This window comes from Rhodobacter ferrooxidans (assembly GCF_000176015.1).
In the GTDB taxonomy this organism is placed as follows: domain Bacteria; phylum Pseudomonadota; class Alphaproteobacteria; order Rhodobacterales; family Rhodobacteraceae; genus Pseudorhodobacter_B; species Pseudorhodobacter_B ferrooxidans.
This window is the reverse complement of the sequence record NZ_ACYY01000019.1, coordinates 43,299-59,257: the sequence shown is the minus strand read 5'-3', so window position 1 is coordinate 59,257 and position 15,959 is coordinate 43,299. Positions and strand designations below refer to the sequence as shown.

Here is a 15,959-nt window from a genome sequence, read left to right as displayed (position 1 = left end):
AGAATCGGGAGAATCGCGACGGCTAAAAATCAGGACTCCACTCCTGCCAATTCTCCTTTGCTCAAATATCCCACGGGGCGAGACGCGCCCGGAAAACCTTCCAGTGGAAGGCTTTCAGCGACGAACGCCCGGCCCGTGGCCGGGCTGGGGGGTGTGAAACCCCCGGCTGCCTCAGCCGTCAATCGCCGCCTCCGGCCGCCCCACCTCCGCCACCCCGACCACGAAGTTACGCCCGTAGGCCTTGGCGCATTTCGGGCAGGTGGTGAAATAGAAATACACCCGCGCCGGATCGCCGTCGCCACCCTGCGCCAGGTCCTGCATCTCGGCGTGCCAGTCGCGCAGCTTGTCATAGGGGCCTTCGAACACCCGGGTGAGGAAATCGCCGCTCAGCGTCGTCATCTCTTCGTCCGGCACCCGGCGATCGGCGGCGAACAGATGCTCGCTTTCCCAGGGCGACAGATCGCGGCTGAGCACGATTGTGTTGTCGGGGTCCGCGATCCCCGCCGCGGCCATGCGCGCCTGCACCCGGGCGAACACCGCGCCCATGTTCAGCGGTACATGCAGCACGCTGCGGCTGGTGGCGCGCACAAACGGCTTGTGGCGGAAATGCAGGCGCTGGCCGTCCCAACCCATGGGGTTGAAGCGCGCACAGCAGCCGGTGGTGTTGACGGACAGATCGGAAGGAGGAAGGGCGTTGATCAGCATGGCAGGCTCCATGGACGACTCGACCTGAACCAAGTTTGCGCCGCAACGCCGCGCCCCGCCTTGATGCTGATCAGCCGCCGAACGGGTCTTGCGGGTAGCCCACGCCGGCCAGATACAGCCCTTGCGGCGGGCATACCGGGCCACAGGCGGCGCGGTCGCGGGCGGCCAGCGCCTCGGCCACCCGTTCGGGCGGCCAGTGACCGGCGCCCACCTGCGCCAGCGTGCCGATGATCGAGCGCACCTGATTGTGCAGAAAACTGCGGGCGCGCAGGGTAAAACGGATCTCCTGCCCCTCGGGGTAGTCGCGGGTTTCGATGGCAATCTCGTCCAGCGTTTTCACCGGCGAGGCCGCCTGGCACAGCGCCGCGCGGAAGGTGGTGAAATCATGCTTGCCGATCAGATGCGCCGCCCCTTGCCGCATCAAACCGGCGTCCAGCGGCTGCGGCAATTGCCAGACCCGGCCGCGGTCATGCGTCACCGGAGCGCGGCGGGTGACCAGCCGGAACAGATAGCGCCGCTCGCGGGCGGAAAACCGGGCGTGGAAATCGTCGGCCACCCGCGCCACCGCCAGCACCGCCACCGGATCGGGGCGCAGCCAGGCGTTGATGGCACCTGCCAGCCGGAAGGTGTCCCACTCACGGTCCAGATCGCAATGGGCCACCTGGCCCGTGGCATGCACGCCGGCATCGGTGCGCCCGGCGGCGGCGACGGTGTGTTCGCCGGGTTGCAGCCGCGCCAAGGCCGCCTCAAGTGCTGCCTGCACCGAAGGCTGCCCCGGCGCCTGCCGCTGCCAGCCCTGAAACGGGGTGCCGTCATACTCGATTTTCAGCGCATATCTCGGCATGGCTTCGGGTTAGCGCTTTACCGACCGACTGACAAGTTCGCCGCGCCGGGCGGAGACGGCAAAACGGGCGGGCGGAAATTGCATCCGCCCGTCCGCTTTGCCGCCCACTTTTTCAGTGGCCTACACCACGAAGAAATCGACGTTGGTCAACGCCAGCCCGGCGGTGAGCACGCCAAACTGCACCCCCGCACCCGCGCCGCTGCCGTCGGCGTCAAACATCAGCCGCCCGGTGTCGGTTTCGTAGATGATGCGGTCAAGTGCGTCGGTGGCAAGCCCGGTCAGGTTGGCGGCAAAGGCCGAAACCGCCAGCGCGCCATTGGCCAGCCCGGTGAAGATGGCATTCTCCAGCCTGATGGTGTCATCGACCACGCTGAAATCGGTGATGCGGTCGATGTTGGTGGCCCCCAGCGCGGTGTTGAAGATGAAGGTGTCCGCCCCGGTGCCGCCGGTCAGGGTATCGGTGCCGGCAGCGCCGTTCAGGGTGTCGTTGCCATCGCCGCCACCCAGCACGTTGTTGCCGCTGTTGCCGGTGAGGCTGTTGGCCAGCACGTTGCCGTAGCCGTTGATCGCCGCCGCCCCGGTCAGGGTCAGGTTTTCAAGGTTGGCGCTCAGCGACAGGCTGGCCGAAGTGAACACCGAATCGGTGCCCGCCGCCGCCGCTTCGGTCAGGGTGTCGCCACCATCGGTGGTATAGACATCATCGCCCAGACCGCCGATCAGCGTATCGGCGCCGGTGGTGCCGTTCAGCGTGTCGTTGCCGTTGCCGCCGCCCAGCACGTTGTTGGCGCCGTTGCCGGTCATGATGTTGTTAAGGGTATTGCCGTAGCCGTTGATCGCCGCTCCCCCGATAAGGGTCAGGTTTTCAAGGTTGACGGAAAGCCCGTAGCTGGCCGTGCTGTACACCCGGTCAGTGCCCGCCGCCGCCGCCTCGGTCAGGATGTCGCCACCATCGGTGGTATAGACGTCATCGCCCAGACCGCCGATCAAGGTATCGGTGCCGGTGGTGCCGTTCATCGTGTCGTTGCCGTTGCCACCCCCCAACACGTTGTTGCCGCTGTTTCCATAGATCAGGTTGTTGAGCGAGTTACCGTAGCCGTTGATCGACGCCGCCCCGGTCAGGGTCAGGTTTTCCACGTTGGCGCTCAGCGAGTGGCCGGCCGAGCTCATCACCCGGTCGGTGCCGGCCGCTGCCAATTCGGAGATGATGTCGCCGCCATCGGTGACATAGACGTCATCGCCCATCCCGCCAGACATCGTGTCGGTGCCGGTGATGCCATTCAGGGTGTTGGCACCGGAGTTGCCGTTGAGCACGTTGTTCAGCGCGTTGCCGATGCCGGTCAGGGCGGCGGTGCCCGTCAGGGTCAGATATTCGACGTTGGCGGCAAGCTGGTAGCTGGCCGAACTGGCCACCCGGTCGATGCCTCCGCCGACATCTTCGTCAATGATGTCACTGCCGTCGATCACATAGACATCATCCCCCACGCCGCCACTCAGGCTATCAACACCGGTGCCGGCGTTCAGCGTGTCGTTGCCGGTGCCGCCGGTCAGGGTGTCGTCGCCGCCAAGGCCGTTCAGCATGTCGTTGCCACGCATGCCAAACAACTGGTTCGCAATGTCGGAGCCGAAGATCTGATCGCCGCCGTCGCCGCCGATGGCGTTTTCAATGTTGCTGAAGCTGACGTCCGTGCCGTCGATGAAACCGGACACGCCATTGAGATAGATCACGGACGCCGAGCTGACGGCAGCGGCGTTGACCGTATCTACCCCGCCGTTGGCGTCCACCACCGCCTGAACATGCCCGAACAGGCCGGCATAATCAGAATATTCGTTGGTGAAGACGTATCGGTCATTGGCGCTGGACATGCCGAAGGTGCGGATCACGATGTCGGATACCGTCAGCACATCACCGCCGGCATCATCGACCACCCGCACGGTCCAGTTGCCCGCCGCGCGTTCGCCCCGGAAGGCCTGGGTTTCGAAGGTCCAGGTGCCGTTGAAGTCCAGCCCGCCCGCCTGATCGGCAATCAACTGGCTGACCGTGCCATCTGGCGAGGTCAGGTAAATTTCAACGTCGCCCATGAAGGTGGTCGAGAAGGTCATCTGTACCGTCACACGCTCGACGTAGTCATTGAAAAACGCCTCGCCGGTGAAGTTGGTGCCGGTCAAGTTGCCGTCGGGGATGATGGTCGCGACGTTCAGCACATCGACGTAATTGGAGAACTGGTTGGTGCTGGTGGCTGCCGCGGTGCCGGTGAACAGCCAGGTTTCCGCCAGCCGCACCGCCGCCAGCGCATCCACCAGGCCATAGCCGTAGTCATTGCTGAAATGCATGCCGCCGCCGTTCCAGGTGCTGGCCGCATTGAAACCCCAGTCGAACTGTTCGGGTGCCGCATGGCCCGCGCCGACCGCCGAGCCGACATGGCGGGCGGACATGGCCAGAATGGTCTGCACATCGCGCCAGCCAAGGCCGCCGTTGGCGTCATACATCAGGTTGACAACGCCAGTCACCATCGGTGCAGCCGAAGAGGTGCCATTGAAGGTCGAGGTGAAATCGCCCAGATCATAACCGTCAGCGCCGACGCGGTCGGTGGTTACCACCTCGCCCGGGGTGCCGAAGCCGGAAACCAGGATGGCCGCGCCATAGCTGGAATAGCTGGACACAAAGCCGTTCTGATCAACCGCTGCCACCACCACTTGCCGGGTGTCATTGGTCCAATCGTCCGAGTTGACGTCATAGTTGCCGACGCGCGAGTTGCCGGCCGATTTGATGATGGTCCCGCCGAGGTTGCCGCGGCCGGAGTCGACGACGGTGCCGATCGCGGTTTCGATAGCGTCAAAGCGGGCGGCGTTGTAGCCGTTGCCGAACTCGCTATCCAGGTCGTTGGCGATGCCTTGGCTGATGTTGATGGTGTCGCCCAGGGCGTTCGTCGAGGCATAGCCGATTGCCTCGGCGATCGAGACCAGCCAGTCATCGTTGATCAGACCCTCGGTGCGATAACCGACAAGGCTGGCCCCGTAGGACACCCCGACAGCCCCTGTGCCATCCGCCGCGGCACCGATGATCCCGGTCACAGCCGTGCCGTGCGCATCGCTGCCCAGGCCAAAGGGATCATAGTCGTTGCCACCGACAAAGTCGAAATCGAGACTCTGGTCGTAATTGTCGAAATCGGGGTGGGTGTAATCGAAGCCGTCGTCGATGATTACCGTCCGGACGCCAGCACCTGTGTAGGCCCGGCCTTCCGCCGGATTCCAGACGCCGAACACGTTCAGGTCAAGCAGCAGCGGATTGGGGTTGTGAAGATGCCATTGCTGCGACAGCAGGGGATCAGTTGGCAGGGGCATGTCAATATCCTTCTGTTTTTAAAATGTTTTCGGCCAGCGCTGCACGATCAGTCAGCAATCCGGTCGATTTCGACGACGAGTGTGCTTGCGCGTTTCATTCCTCGACACGCTGTTCGCTTTCGACCACAAGCACCCGGCCTGTGCAGCTTGTGGAAATGCCGTAATGGCCGCTTACGGCGACCCGAGCGCCGATCGCCACGGCGGGCGAAAGATAGGAAACCGGATGAATGTCGCCGGCATCATCACGGATCTGCGGGCAGTTTACGGCATTGCCCTTGGTCAGCCGAACCCCGGTAATGGAAATCTGGTCCAGCGTGGAATTTGCCGGAATCGGTGCCGACGCCATATCTTGCTCCTTCGGGGTCAAAGAGATGCCGGTTGCCTCACCCGTGGCCTGATCGGTGCAAGCTGCGACCATCTGTGCTGTAACGATTGCCGCCATGAACAACACCACCCGGGGTATCAGGCGTGCGCAACGCATCTTCTCCGGCATTTGGGGATATGCGATGCAACCATGACGTGTGCTTGCGGCCGAACCGGAACCTGGGCTGAAATGCGCTGGTTCCGTTCTGCGTGTGAGCGTCCGCCAATCCATTGCCGTGTTCATTCCATAGAAGACCGGAAACCAGCGACCCCTGGAACGATTGCTCGTACCAAGGCTGGCGTTGGTCATCAGACCACTGCTCACGCCGCTAACCGACCTTGAAAACAAAAAATGGAAACTCGTACCGTCGGGACATACTCACCAACTTACGAAACCCAAGGTGCCACGCGAATCGATTCGATTAAAGGAAAATATACCTTTTACCTTTGGCGACCTTCTTGAAACCTGCTTGCGGGGTTGCTCGGGATCGCGCAGCGCACAAGGTCGCCAATGCCACACCCCTTTGGCGTCCTTTTCCCCTACCCTTGGCCCGCGCGGATGCCTATCTTGGGGCCGCATCCCCATGGGGGAAGCAGCAAGGGGCGAAGCGTGGTTCTTGGCAAACTGACCGATGGATTGAACCGCGGCGTCGAAGGGGCGCTGGCTTCGGTGTCCGAGGCTTACCTTGAACCGGTGATCCGGCTGGGGGTTACCGGTCTCAGCCGCGCGGGCAAGACCGTGTTCATCACCGGGCTGGTGGCCAACCTGCTGGACCGGGGAAGGATGCCGCAACTGCGCGCCGCTGCCGAGGGCCGGATCGAGACGGTGTTCCTGCAACCGCAGCCCGACGTCACCCTGCCGCGCTTTGATTACGAGGGCCATCTGGCGGCGCTGACCGGCGACGACCCGCGCTGGCCTGCCTCGACCCGCGCGGTGTCGGAATTGCGGCTGTCGTTCCGGGTGCAGCAGGCGGGCTGGCTGGGCGGCTTTCGCGGCCCGCGCACGCTGCATCTGGATGTGATCGACTATCCGGGCGAGTGGCTCCTGGACCTGGCGCTGCTGGACAAAAGCTATGCCGACTGGTCGGAGGATACGCTGGCGCGGCTGGACAAGCGCCCCGAGGCCAAGGAGTTCATGGCCGTCGCCCGCGCCGAGGATGGTTCCCTGCCGCTGGACGAGATGCGGGCGCAGGCGCTGGCGGCGCGGTTCACCGCCTACCTTGCGGCGGCGCGGGCGGCGGGCTGGTCGGACTGCACGCCGGGGCGGTTTTTGCTGCCGGGCGATCTTGCAGGCTCGCCGGTGCTGACCTTTGCGCCCTTGCCCCGCCCGTCCGAGGCCAGCCGCACCAGCCTGTGGCAGGAGATGGAGCGGCGCTACGAGGGCTACAAGTCCAAGGTGGTCAAGCCATTCTTCCGCAACCATTTTTCCCGTATCGACCGGCAGGTGGTGCTGGTGGATGCGCTGGGGGCCATCCATTCCGGCCCGCAGGCGTTGGAAGACCTGCGCCGCACCATGGCCGAGATATTGACCGCCTTCCGCCCCGGCTCCAACGGTTTCCTGAGCAAGCTGTTGCTGGGCAAGCGGGTGGAAAAGATCCTGTTTGCCGCCACCAAGGCCGACCACCTGCATCACACCCAGCATGGCGCGCTGACCGGGATCATGCAGGCGATGACCCGCGAGGCCCGCGACCGCGCCGCCTTTGCCGGGGCCGAAGTGGCGGCGATGTCGCTGTCGTCGTTGCGCGCCACGGTCGAGGAAACCGTGGGCCGCAACGGCGACGCGCTGGATTGCGTGCGCGGGCGGCTTTTGTCCACCGGCAAGCAGGCGGCGATGTATCCGGGTGAGTTGCCCTCCGACCCCGCGCGGCTGCTGTCGCCCGCCCGCGAAGGCGCCGAACGCTGGCTGGATTCCGAATTCTCGCTGATGAGTTTCGCGCCCTCGCGGCTGAACCTGCGCCCCGGCGAGGGGCCGCCGCATATCCGGCTGGACCGGGCGGCCGAATTTCTGATCGGAGACCGGTTGTGAACGAGATGCCGCCGCCGCGCAAACCCCGGCTGTTCGATCTGGAAGGCGAGGCCGACCCCTCCGCCGCCCCGCCGGTGCCCGATGGCTCGCCCGAGGCGCTGGCCGAGGGGCGGGCGATGCAGGCCGCGGCCAATATCGCCCTGCGCCGGGCCTCGCCGCTGACCCGGCTGGCGGGCTGGGTGTTCGGCGCGCTGTTCAGCTTCGTTTTGTCGGTGGCGGCCTGGGATTTCATCACCGGGCTTTTGACGCGCAACGCCGTGCTGGGCAGCATCGCCCTGGTGCTGCTGTCGCTGGCGGGGGCGCTGGCGCTGGTGATGGTGCTGCGCGAGTTTACCGCCTTCCTGCGGCTGGGCCGGCTGGACAAGCTGCGCGCCGAGGCCGAGGCGGCGCATGAGGTTGCCGATCTGGCACAGGCCCGCGGCGTGGTGGCGGGGCTGGAGAAGCTTTACGCCAGCCGCCCCGACCTGCGCTGGGGCCTGACCCGGCTGGGCGAGCGGCGGGCCGAGGTGTTCGACGCCGATGGCCTGCTGAACCTTGCCGAAACCGAACTGCTGGGCAATCTGGATCAGGCGGCGCGGCGCGAGATCGAACTGGCCGCACGGCAGGTGGCGACGGTGACCGCACTGGTGCCGCTGGCGCTGGCCGATGTGGCGATGGCCTTGGTGGCCAACCTGCGGATGATCCGCCGCATCGCCGAGATTTACGGCGGCCGCGCCGGGTCTTTCGGCTCGTGGCGGCTGCTGAAACGGGTGTTCACCTATCTGATCGCCACTGGCGCCGTGGCGCTGACCGATGACATGATCGGCTCGGTCGCGGGTGGCGGCATGCTGTCCAAGGTGTCGCGCCGCTTTGGCGAGGGCGTGGTGAACGGCGCCCTGACCGCGCGGGTCGGGCTGGCGGCGATGGAGCTGTGCCGACCGATGCCGTTCGTCGCCCTGCCGCGGCCCAAGGTGACCAACCTGGTCAGCCGCGCCCTGGCCGGGCTGTTCGGCAGCCGTGCGGCGCCCGAGGAGACCGGCGGTCAGGCCTAACCCAGTTTCGGCACCGCAAACGGGCAGCGGCGGGCGTCTTGCACGCCCATGGCCAGTGCGCGGCCGATGCGGTGGGCGGTGGCCGACCAGGCGGCTGCGGCTTCGGGGGGAAGATGCGCCGCTGCGGTGGCATCGAACAGCGCCAGCCAGATCGGGAAATGTTCGGGCAGCACGTCCATGGCCTCGCGGTGCGCCTGCATCGGGCTGCCGTCGTAGCTGCCTTCGCGCAGGATGGCGTTGCGCCAGAACCGGCCGATCTTGGCCTCGTGCGTCGGCCAGTCCTGCACATGGGCGGCGAACACCGGGCCGAGGGTGGGTTCTTTGCGCACCTGTGCATAGAACGCCGCCACCACGGTGTCGATCTGGCTTGCGGTGACGAAGAAACGCGGCGGGAAGGCGGTCATGGCGGCTCCTTTGACCCACTGTGTGCCGCATCAACGCGGGGTGCAAGGGGCGGCACTGGACCATGGCAAGGTGCCGGGCTATAAGGCCGCCCATGCAGGAATTCGTCCCCGTTCAGCGAATTATCGGCCCGGCGGTCTGAGCCTTCAGCCGCCGGGACCGTGACCCCATGCCCGCGGTGCCAAGGCGCCGTTATTTCAGGATTTGTTGCAAGGACCGCCGCTGATGTGCGCCGATATGCCCGACTACAAGGATACCGTCTTTCTGCCGGAAACCGAATTTCCGATGCGCGCGGGCCTGCCGCAGCGCGAGCCGGACTGGCTGGCGCATTGGGAGAAGATCGGCGTCTATGACCGGCTGCGGGAAAAGGCGGGCAACCGCGTGCCCTTTACCCTGCATGACGGCCCGCCCTATGCCAACGGTCATTTGCACATCGGCCACGCGCTGAACAAGGTGCTGAAGGATATGGTGGTGCGCTCGCAGCAGATGATGGGCCGCGATGCGCGCTATGTGCCGGGTTGGGATTGCCACGGCCTGCCGATCGAGTGGAAGATCGAGGAGCAATACCGCGCCAAGGGGTTGAACAAGGATGACGTGGATATCGTCGCCTTCCGTCAGGAGTGCCGCGCCTTCGCCACCGGCTGGATCGACATCCAGCGTGCGGAATTCAAGCGGCTGGGCGTCACCGGCAACTGGGCCGACCCCTACCGCACCATGGATTTCCACTCCGAAGCGGTGATCGCGGACGAGTTCATGAAGTTCCTGATGAACGGCACGCTGTATCAGGGCAGCAAGCCGGTGATGTGGTCCTGCGTGGAAAAGACCGCCCTGGCCGAGGCCGAGGTGGAGTATCACGACCATACGTCGCACACCATCTGGGTGCGGTTTCCGGTGGTGGCGGTGGGGCCTGCCCGCGCCGATTACGAGGATGACGAAGACGCCTTCTTTGGCGAGCAGCGCCAGCTTTACCTGCCCGGCACTTCGGTGGTGATCTGGACCACGACGCCCTGGACGATCCCGCAGAACCGCGCCGTGGCCTTCAACCCCGGTATCGCTTATGGCGTCTATCGCGTCGATGCCGTGGCCGAGAATGCCACGGCACAGGTGGGCGAACGGCTGATCCTGGCCGACAAGCTGGCCGAAGCGGCGCTGGCGCAGGCCAAGGTCACCGCCTTTACCCGCGAGATCAACTGCCGCCCCGATGATTTCGACGGCGTGCTGCTGGCGCATCCGTTCCGTGGTGTGGAAGGTGGCGTTGCGGAGTGGGATTATGACGTGCCGCTGCTGCCCGGCGACCATGTCACCGATGATACCGGCACCGGCTTTGTGCATACCGCCCCCAGCCATGGCGACGACGACTATCAGCTGGGCCTGAAGTTCCGCCTGCCGATGACCTATAACGTCGAACCCGACGGCAGCTTCCGCGCCGATCTGCCGATCTTCGGCGGCCAGGCGATCCTGACGCCCGAGGGCAAGGAAGGCCCGGCCAACGTCTCGGTGATCAAGCAACTGGCCTATGCGGGCGCGCTGCTGGCCAAGGGCAAGCTGAAGCACAGCTACCCGCATTCCTGGCGGTCGAAAGCGCCGCTGATCTACCGAAACACGCCGCAGTGGTTTGTTTCCATCGACAAAAAGCTGGACGACGGCATGGGCACCTATGGTGACAGCATCCGCCAGCGGGCGCTGACCTCGATTGATCAACTGGTGCAATGGACGCCGCAAACCGGGCGGAACCGGCTTTACTCGATGATCGAAGCGCGGCCCGACTGGGTGCTGAGCCGCCAGCGCGCCTGGGGCGTGCCGCTGACCTGTTTCGTGAAGAAAGGGGCGAAACCGACTGACCCCGATTTCCTTTTGCGCAATGCCGATCTGAATGCCCGCATTGTTGCGGCGTTTGAGGCGGAAGGCGCGGATGTCTGGTATGTGCAAGGATTCAAGGAAAAGATGCTGCACGGCATCGCCAATCCGTCGGATTATGAACAGATCTTCGACGTGCTGGATGTGTGGTTCGATAGCGGATCGACCCATGCCTTCGTGCTGCGCGACCGGGCGGATGGCTCGGTGGACGGGCTGGCCGACCTTTATCTGGAAGGCACCGACCAGCATCGCGGCTGGTTCCATTCCTCGATGCTGCAAGCCTGCGGCACCAAGGGGCGCGCGCCCTATCGCGGTGTGCTGACCCATGGCTTCACGCTGGACGAGAAGGGCATGAAGATGTCCAAATCGCTGGGCAACACCATCGGGCCGGAAGAGATCATCAAGGAATACGGCGCCGATATCCTGCGGCTTTGGGTGGCGCAGGCCGATTTCACCGTCGATCAGCGGATCGGCAAGGAGATACTGAAAGGCGTCGCCGACAGCTATCGCCGGTTGCGCAACACCATGCGGTTCCTGCTGGGCAACCTTGCCGGCTTCTCGGAGGCCGAAAAGGTGGAACCCGCCGCGATGCCGGAGCTGGAGCGTTGGCTGCTGCATAGGTTGGCGGAACTGGATGCCGAGGTGCGGGCGGGCTATGCCGCCTATGACTTCCAGGGGGTGTTCCAGAAGGTGTTCGCCTTTGCCACCACCGACCTGTCGGCGCTGTATTTCGATATCCGCAAGGATGCGCTGTATTGCGACGCGGTGGGCAGTTTGCGCAGGCGCGCGGCGCGGACGGTGCTGGATATCCTGTTCCACCGGCTGACCACCTGGCTGGCGCCGGTCTTGGTGTTTACCATGGAGGATGTCTGGTTGAGCCGTTTCCCCGGCGAGGCGTCGTCGGTGCATCTGCAGGACATGCCGGAGACCCCCGAAGCCTGGCGCGACCCGGCGCTGGCGGCGAAATGGGCGACGATCCGGCAGGTGCGGCGGGTGGTGACGGCGGCTTTGGAGGTGCAGCGCACGGCCAAGGTGATTGGCGCCAGCCTGGAGGCAGCACCGGTGGTGCATGTGGCGGATGGCGCCACGCTGGCGGCGCTGCGGTCGGTGGATTTTGCCGATCTGTGCATCACCTCGGACATCGTGCTGACTGCCGACCCCGAGCCTGCCGAAGCGTTCCGCCTGCCGGAAGTGCCGGGTGTGGGCGTGGTGTTCGAACTGGCAGACGGGGCGAAATGCGAGCGCTGCTGGCAGATCAAGCCGGATGTTGGCAGCCATGGCCATGCGGGCACCTGCAAGCGCTGTGACGAGGCGCTGGGATAAAGGCAGAAGCCGCGGCCCCCGCGGCTTCAAAATCCTTTGAAGGATTTTGCCAAGAATTTTCGAAAATTCTTGGGCCTGCGGCAACGCAGGCTTGCCGGGCCCTGAGCCGCTGGCTACCGATGCGCAAGGCAGCATGCGGGGCAGGTCTTGAGCATCGGGGTTCTTTTCGCCGTTCTGGCCGCGGCTTTTCTGCACGCGCTGTGGAACGCGCTGATCAAGCTGGGCACCTCGAAGGTCGGCGGCATGGTGATCCTGTCGATCGCCGAGGTGCCGATCGGCCTTGCGGTGGTGTTGTGGCGGCCCATACCGGCAGCCGAGGTCTGGCCCTGGGTCTTTGCCGCGGGCTGCACGCATTTCTTCTACAAGCTGTTCCTGACCTATGCCTATGACCGCGGCGACCTGAGCCGGGTCTATCCGATTGCCCGCGGGGCGGCGCCGATGGTCGTGGCGCTGGTGGGGGCGGTGTTTCTGGCCGACCGGATCAGCCCGATGCAATACGCAGGCATCGGCGTGCTGGGCCTTGGAATCGCGCTGATGGCACGGGGGGTGTTCACGGATGGCGAAAGCCGACGGTTGTTGCCGTTCGCGCTGGGCTCGGCACTGGCGACGGCGACTTACACCATGATCGACGGGCTGGGGGCGCGGGTGTCGGGCGATGCGGTCACCTATGTCGGCTGGGTGTTCGTGGTCGATGGGATGCTGTTCTCCAGCGGCATGCTGGCGATGCGGGGATGGGCGGTTCTGCCTGCTGCGCCACGGGCTTGGGTGGTGGGCGGCTTTGCCTCGGCGGCATCATACGGTGCCTATGCGATCTCGATCTGGGCGATGACCATCGCGCCGATTGCGGTGGTGGCGGCGCTGCGGGAAACCTCGATCCTGTTTGCGGTGCTGATCGGCTGGCTGGCATTTGGCGAGCGGATGACGCGGGGCAAGGCGGTTGCCGCCGGGCTGATCGTCGCGGGGGTGATGCTGACGCGGCTTTAATCCCGCGCGTGGCGCGGCGGGATGATCTGCTGCGCGATCCCGGCGAACACCAGATACAGCGAGGTGACCACCAGCCCCCAATGCGCCCAGCTTTGCGGGTGGAAATCTACCCAGGCGGCCCAGCCGGCAAAGAACACCCAAGCCGCCGCAATCGGCAGCGAAACGCTGCGCCAGCGTTGGGTGCGGGTGGGGTGGATGAATTTCAGCCGGGTGAACATCGCCACCGTGAGGGCGATCACGATGGCCAGAATGATCCAGTGGCCGGGTTTTACCGCGAACATCACCAGCACCACCATGTTCCAGCAAGCCGGGAAGCCGGCAAAGGAATAGTCGGCGGTTTTCATGCGGGTATCGGCGAAATACACCGCCGAGCCGAACACCACGACGATGATCGCCACCCAGCCGGTCCAGCCCGGCAACAGGTCCGACTGGAACAGTGCGAAAGCCGGGATGAAAACGTAGGTCAGATAATCGACGATCAGGTCCAAGAGCACGCCGTCATAGGTGGGCCAGTTGGTTTTCACGTCGTATTTGCGCGCCAGCGGCCCGTCGATGCCATCGACGAACAGCGCCACCACCAGCCACAGGAACATCATGTCCCATTTGCCATCCACCGCCGCCAGCATGGCCAGCATCGCCAGCACCGCGCCGGTGGCGGTCAGCAGGTGGACGGAAAGGGCTTTCAGGCGCATCGGCATGTTGGCTTGATGCCCGAAAAAGCCAAATTGCGCAACCGTTCAGGCGCGCGGATGGGCCTTGTCATAGACCTCCATCAGCCGCTGGGTATCCACCGCCGTATAGCCTTGCGTGGTGGACAGCGAGGCGTGGCCAAGCAGTTCCTGTATGGCGCGCAGGTCGCCGCCTGCCGACAACAGGTGGGTTGCGAAGGAATGTCGCAGGGCGTGCGGCGTGGCGCTGGCGGGCAGGCCAAGCTGGGCGCGGGTCTTTTCCATCACCAGCGCGATCTGCCGCGGGTTCAGCGCGCCACCACGGGCGCCACGGAACAGCGGGCCGGTGGCGGCAAGCTCGAAGGGGCACAAGCTGACATAGCGCGCCACGGCAGCGCGGGCGGCGGGCAGCACCGGCACCAGCCGCTGTTTGCCGCCCTTGCCGGTGATGCGCAGCACCTCTGGCAGGGGATGCGTGGCGCCGGTCAGGCCCAGGGCTTCGGAAATGCGCAAGCCGCAGCCATACAGCAGCGTCACCACCGCTGCGTCACGCGCCGCGATCCAGGGCTCCAGCGACTGGTCGCCAACGCGGTCCAGCACGTCTGCGGCGGCATCAACCGACAGCGGTCGCGGCAGCTTGCGGCGGAATTTTGGCGCGCGGGCCGACAGCACGGCGGTGGCATCGGCGCCTTCGCGCTCGGCCAGCCAGCCGGTGAAACCCTTGACCGCCGATAGCGCGCGGGCCAGCGAGCGGGGCGACAGGCCGCGTCCCTTCTCGTGCGCCATCCAGGCCCGCAGGTCGGCAAGCGGCACGGCGGTCAGCGCGGCAAGGCCTTCGGTGCCGCCCCGGTGCAGCGAAAGGAACGACAGATAGCCCGCCACATCGGCACTATAGGCGGTGATGGTGTGGTCCGCCGCGCCATCCAGCGCGCGCAACTGGGTCAGCCAGGCCTCCAGCGCATCGCGTGCCGCCGGAGAGATGACCAGAGTCACGACAGCCAACGCCGCATGGTGCGTTCAAATATTCCGGCGAAGAAGGCCAGCAGGTCGGTGCCCTGCGTCGGCTTGAACTGATGCGGGTCTTCGGCGCCCATCACCAAAAGCCCCGGCAACCGCCCCTTGCCGAAATCCAGCCGCAGCAGGGCTTCGGAGCGGATCCAGTCGGCGCGGTCGCCGTAGATCTGCCCCGAGGTCGGGATGGTCTGGCGCAGCGTCACCGGCCGCAAACTGACATTGCGCCCGCCCGCCACATACTCGGCCACGAAGCCCGGTTCGGCCACGAACAGCACGTCCCCAAGCCGCCGCAGCGCCGGGTCTTCGGCACTTTGCACCGATTCCAGCACCAGCCGCAGGCAATCCACCCGCAGGGTCTGCGCCACCTCGTTGCCAAGGCTTTTCAGAAAGTCCTCGAAACTCAGCGGGTCCAGCATCTGCAGAATCGCCCGGTGCACCTGATTGGTGCCTGCCAAATTCTCATAAGCCGCAGCGATCACCGAGCGGTGGGTATCCTCCAGCCGGTCCAGCCGGGTTTCCAGCCGCTCCATGGCGATGCCGCGCAGATCGACGATGTTGGTGCCCATGGCGCGCTCGTTGGCGGCGATCAGCGCGCGCATCACGTCCTGATCCTCCAGGATCACTTCGGGTTCCGCAAGGATGCGGTCGCGCAGGTCGGGTTCGATCATGCCATCACTGTCCCACTGGTTTTCGCGGCACTATACAGGGTTTCAGAGAATTTTCTGCCCGGTTTTCGCCCAATCCTTCATGAAGCCTTCCAGCCCCTTGTCGGTCAGCGGGTGGCTGATCATCGCCTTGATCACCGAAGGCGGGGCGGTGACCACGTCGGCCCCGATCAGCGCGCATTGCGACACATGGTTGGCAGAGCGGATCGAGGCGGCGAGGATCTGGGTCTTGAAGTCGTAATTGTCATAGATGGTGCGGATGTCACCGATCAGCTCCAGCCCGTCGGCGTTGATGTCGTCCAGCCGACCCACGAAAGGCGAGATGAAAGTGGCCCCCGCCTTGGCCGCCAGCAGCGCCTGATTGGCGGAAAAGCACAGGGTGACGTTGACCATGAACCCCTCGCCCGACAGCACCTTGCAGGCCTTGAGGCCATCCCAGGTCAGTGGCACCTTCACCGCGATATTGGGGGCGATGGCGGCCAGCTTGCGGCCTTCCTTGATCATCTCGGGGGCGGTCAGTGCGACCACTTCGGCAGAAACCGGGCCGGAAACGAAAGAGCAGATTTCCTTGGTGACCTCCAGAATGTCACGGCCGGATTTCAGGATCAGCGAGGGGTTGGTCGTCACGCCATCGACCATGCCCAGATCGTTCAGTTCGGCAATGGCGGCGACATCGGCGGTATCGACGAAGAATTTCATCGCGTGGTTCCTTTGTTCGGCAAGGGTGTTGCAGCG

The 15,959-nt window shown here is 65.1% G+C and carries 13 protein-coding genes; 4 read left to right on the top strand and 9 right to left on the bottom strand.

The annotated features are described in order from the left end of the window. Nucleotides 1-171 precede the first annotated feature (171 nt). The 4 genes from RSW2DRAFT_RS13240 to RSW2DRAFT_RS13225 form a co-directional block, all read right to left on the bottom strand. Nucleotides 172-705 carry a hydrolase gene (locus RSW2DRAFT_RS13240; RefSeq protein ID WP_008031768.1) on the bottom strand — a complete coding sequence of 178 codons (534 nt, stop codon included), beginning with the start codon at nt 703-705 and terminating at the stop codon, nt 172-174. A gap of 70 nt (nt 706-775) precedes the next feature. After that, entirely contained in the window at nt 776-1,549 is a 774-nt protein-coding gene (truA, locus tag RSW2DRAFT_RS13235) for a tRNA pseudouridine(38-40) synthase TruA (RefSeq protein ID WP_008031767.1), read from the bottom strand. A gap of 120 nt (nt 1,550-1,669) precedes the next feature. Continuing rightward, nucleotides 1,670-4,891, bottom strand: coding sequence for a S8 family serine peptidase (locus RSW2DRAFT_RS17215; RefSeq protein ID WP_008031765.1), 3,222 nt, complete (start codon nt 4,889-4,891; stop codon nt 1,670-1,672). A 94-nt stretch (nt 4,892-4,985) separates the two neighbouring features. After that, nucleotides 4,986-5,564, bottom strand: coding sequence for a hypothetical protein (locus RSW2DRAFT_RS13225; RefSeq protein ID WP_156790718.1), 579 nt, complete (start codon nt 5,562-5,564; stop codon nt 4,986-4,988). A 300-nt stretch (nt 5,565-5,864) separates the two neighbouring features. On the opposite strand from RSW2DRAFT_RS13225, the gene RSW2DRAFT_RS13220 reads away from it, so the two are divergent. Further along, nucleotides 5,865-7,280, top strand: a complete 1,416-nt coding sequence (locus tag RSW2DRAFT_RS13220; protein ID WP_040672210.1) for a YcjX family GTP-binding protein — start codon at nt 5,865-5,867, stop codon at nt 7,278-7,280. Nucleotides 7,281-7,285: 5 nt separating this feature from the next. Continuing rightward, complete coding sequence (locus RSW2DRAFT_RS13215; RefSeq protein WP_040672208.1) at nt 7,286-8,311, top strand: YcjF family protein; 1,026 nt, start codon at nt 7,286-7,288, stop codon at nt 8,309-8,311. Here RSW2DRAFT_RS13215 and RSW2DRAFT_RS13210 read toward each other — a convergent pair. Further along, a complete protein-coding gene (locus RSW2DRAFT_RS13210) occupies nt 8,308-8,715 on the bottom strand; it encodes a group III truncated hemoglobin (protein WP_008031758.1) in 408 nt (135 codons plus the stop codon). The genes RSW2DRAFT_RS13215 and RSW2DRAFT_RS13210 overlap by 4 nt on opposite strands. A 223-nt stretch (nt 8,716-8,938) precedes the next feature. Here RSW2DRAFT_RS13210 and ileS point away from each other — a divergent pair, with 223 nt between their 5' ends. Next, nucleotides 8,939-11,893, top strand: coding sequence for an isoleucine--tRNA ligase (gene ileS, locus RSW2DRAFT_RS13205; protein ID WP_008031756.1), 2,955 nt, complete (start codon nt 8,939-8,941; stop codon nt 11,891-11,893). A 147-nt stretch (nt 11,894-12,040) separates the two neighbouring features. Then, nucleotides 12,041-12,877 carry a DMT family transporter gene (locus tag RSW2DRAFT_RS13200; protein ID WP_008031753.1) on the top strand — a complete coding sequence of 279 codons (837 nt, stop codon included), beginning with the start codon at nt 12,041-12,043 and terminating at the stop codon, nt 12,875-12,877. Here the strand turns inward: RSW2DRAFT_RS13200 and RSW2DRAFT_RS13195 are convergent. Genes RSW2DRAFT_RS13195 through fsa form a run of 4 tightly spaced genes read right to left on the bottom strand, consistent with a single transcriptional unit; the run spans nt 12,874 to nt 15,923 of the window. After that, nucleotides 12,874-13,575, bottom strand: a complete 702-nt coding sequence (locus tag RSW2DRAFT_RS13195; protein WP_008031750.1) for a CDP-alcohol phosphatidyltransferase family protein — start codon at nt 13,573-13,575, stop codon at nt 12,874-12,876. The two genes, RSW2DRAFT_RS13200 and RSW2DRAFT_RS13195, sit on opposite strands and share 4 nt — an antisense overlap. Nucleotides 13,576-13,614: 39 nt before the next feature. Then, nucleotides 13,615-14,538, bottom strand: a complete 924-nt coding sequence (locus tag RSW2DRAFT_RS13190; RefSeq protein WP_008031748.1) for a tyrosine recombinase XerC — start codon at nt 14,536-14,538, stop codon at nt 13,615-13,617. Further along, nucleotides 14,535-15,227 (bottom strand): DUF484 family protein, encoded by a 693-nt coding sequence (locus RSW2DRAFT_RS13185; RefSeq protein WP_008031747.1) that lies wholly within the window; start codon nt 15,225-15,227, stop codon nt 14,535-14,537. The genes RSW2DRAFT_RS13190 and RSW2DRAFT_RS13185 overlap by 4 nt, the downstream gene beginning before the upstream one ends. A gap of 42 nt (nt 15,228-15,269) precedes the next feature. Then, nucleotides 15,270-15,923: a fructose-6-phosphate aldolase gene (fsa, locus tag RSW2DRAFT_RS13180; protein ID WP_008031745.1), complete on the bottom strand. Its 654-nt coding sequence runs from the start codon at nt 15,921-15,923 to the stop codon at nt 15,270-15,272. Nucleotides 15,924-15,959 lie beyond the last annotated feature (36 nt).

Coding starts and splice junctions, on each gene's coding strand:
- RSW2DRAFT_RS13240 (WP_008031768.1), bottom strand. CDS start 705: ATGCTGATCAACGCCCTTCCTCCTTCCGATCTGTCCGTCAACACCACC.
- truA (WP_008031767.1), bottom strand. CDS start 1,549: ATGCCGAGATATGCGCTGAAAATCGAGTATGACGGCACCCCGTTTCAG.
- RSW2DRAFT_RS17215 (WP_008031765.1), bottom strand. CDS start 4,891: ATGCCCCTGCCAACTGATCCCCTGCTGTCGCAGCAATGGCATCTTCAC.
- RSW2DRAFT_RS13225 (WP_156790718.1), bottom strand. CDS start 5,564: ATGACCAACGCCAGCCTTGGTACGAGCAATCGTTCCAGGGGTCGCTGG.
- RSW2DRAFT_RS13215 (WP_040672208.1), top strand. CDS start 7,286: ATGCCGCCGCCGCGCAAACCCCGGCTGTTCGATCTGGAAGGCGAGGCC.
- RSW2DRAFT_RS13210 (WP_008031758.1), bottom strand. CDS start 8,715: ATGACCGCCTTCCCGCCGCGTTTCTTCGTCACCGCAAGCCAGATCGAC.
- ileS (WP_008031756.1), top strand. CDS start 8,939: ATGTGCGCCGATATGCCCGACTACAAGGATACCGTCTTTCTGCCGGAA.
- RSW2DRAFT_RS13195 (WP_008031750.1), bottom strand. CDS start 13,575: ATGCCGATGCGCCTGAAAGCCCTTTCCGTCCACCTGCTGACCGCCACC.
- RSW2DRAFT_RS13185 (WP_008031747.1), bottom strand. CDS start 15,227: ATGATCGAACCCGACCTGCGCGACCGCATCCTTGCGGAACCCGAAGTG.
- fsa (WP_008031745.1), bottom strand. CDS start 15,923: ATGAAATTCTTCGTCGATACCGCCGATGTCGCCGCCATTGCCGAACTG.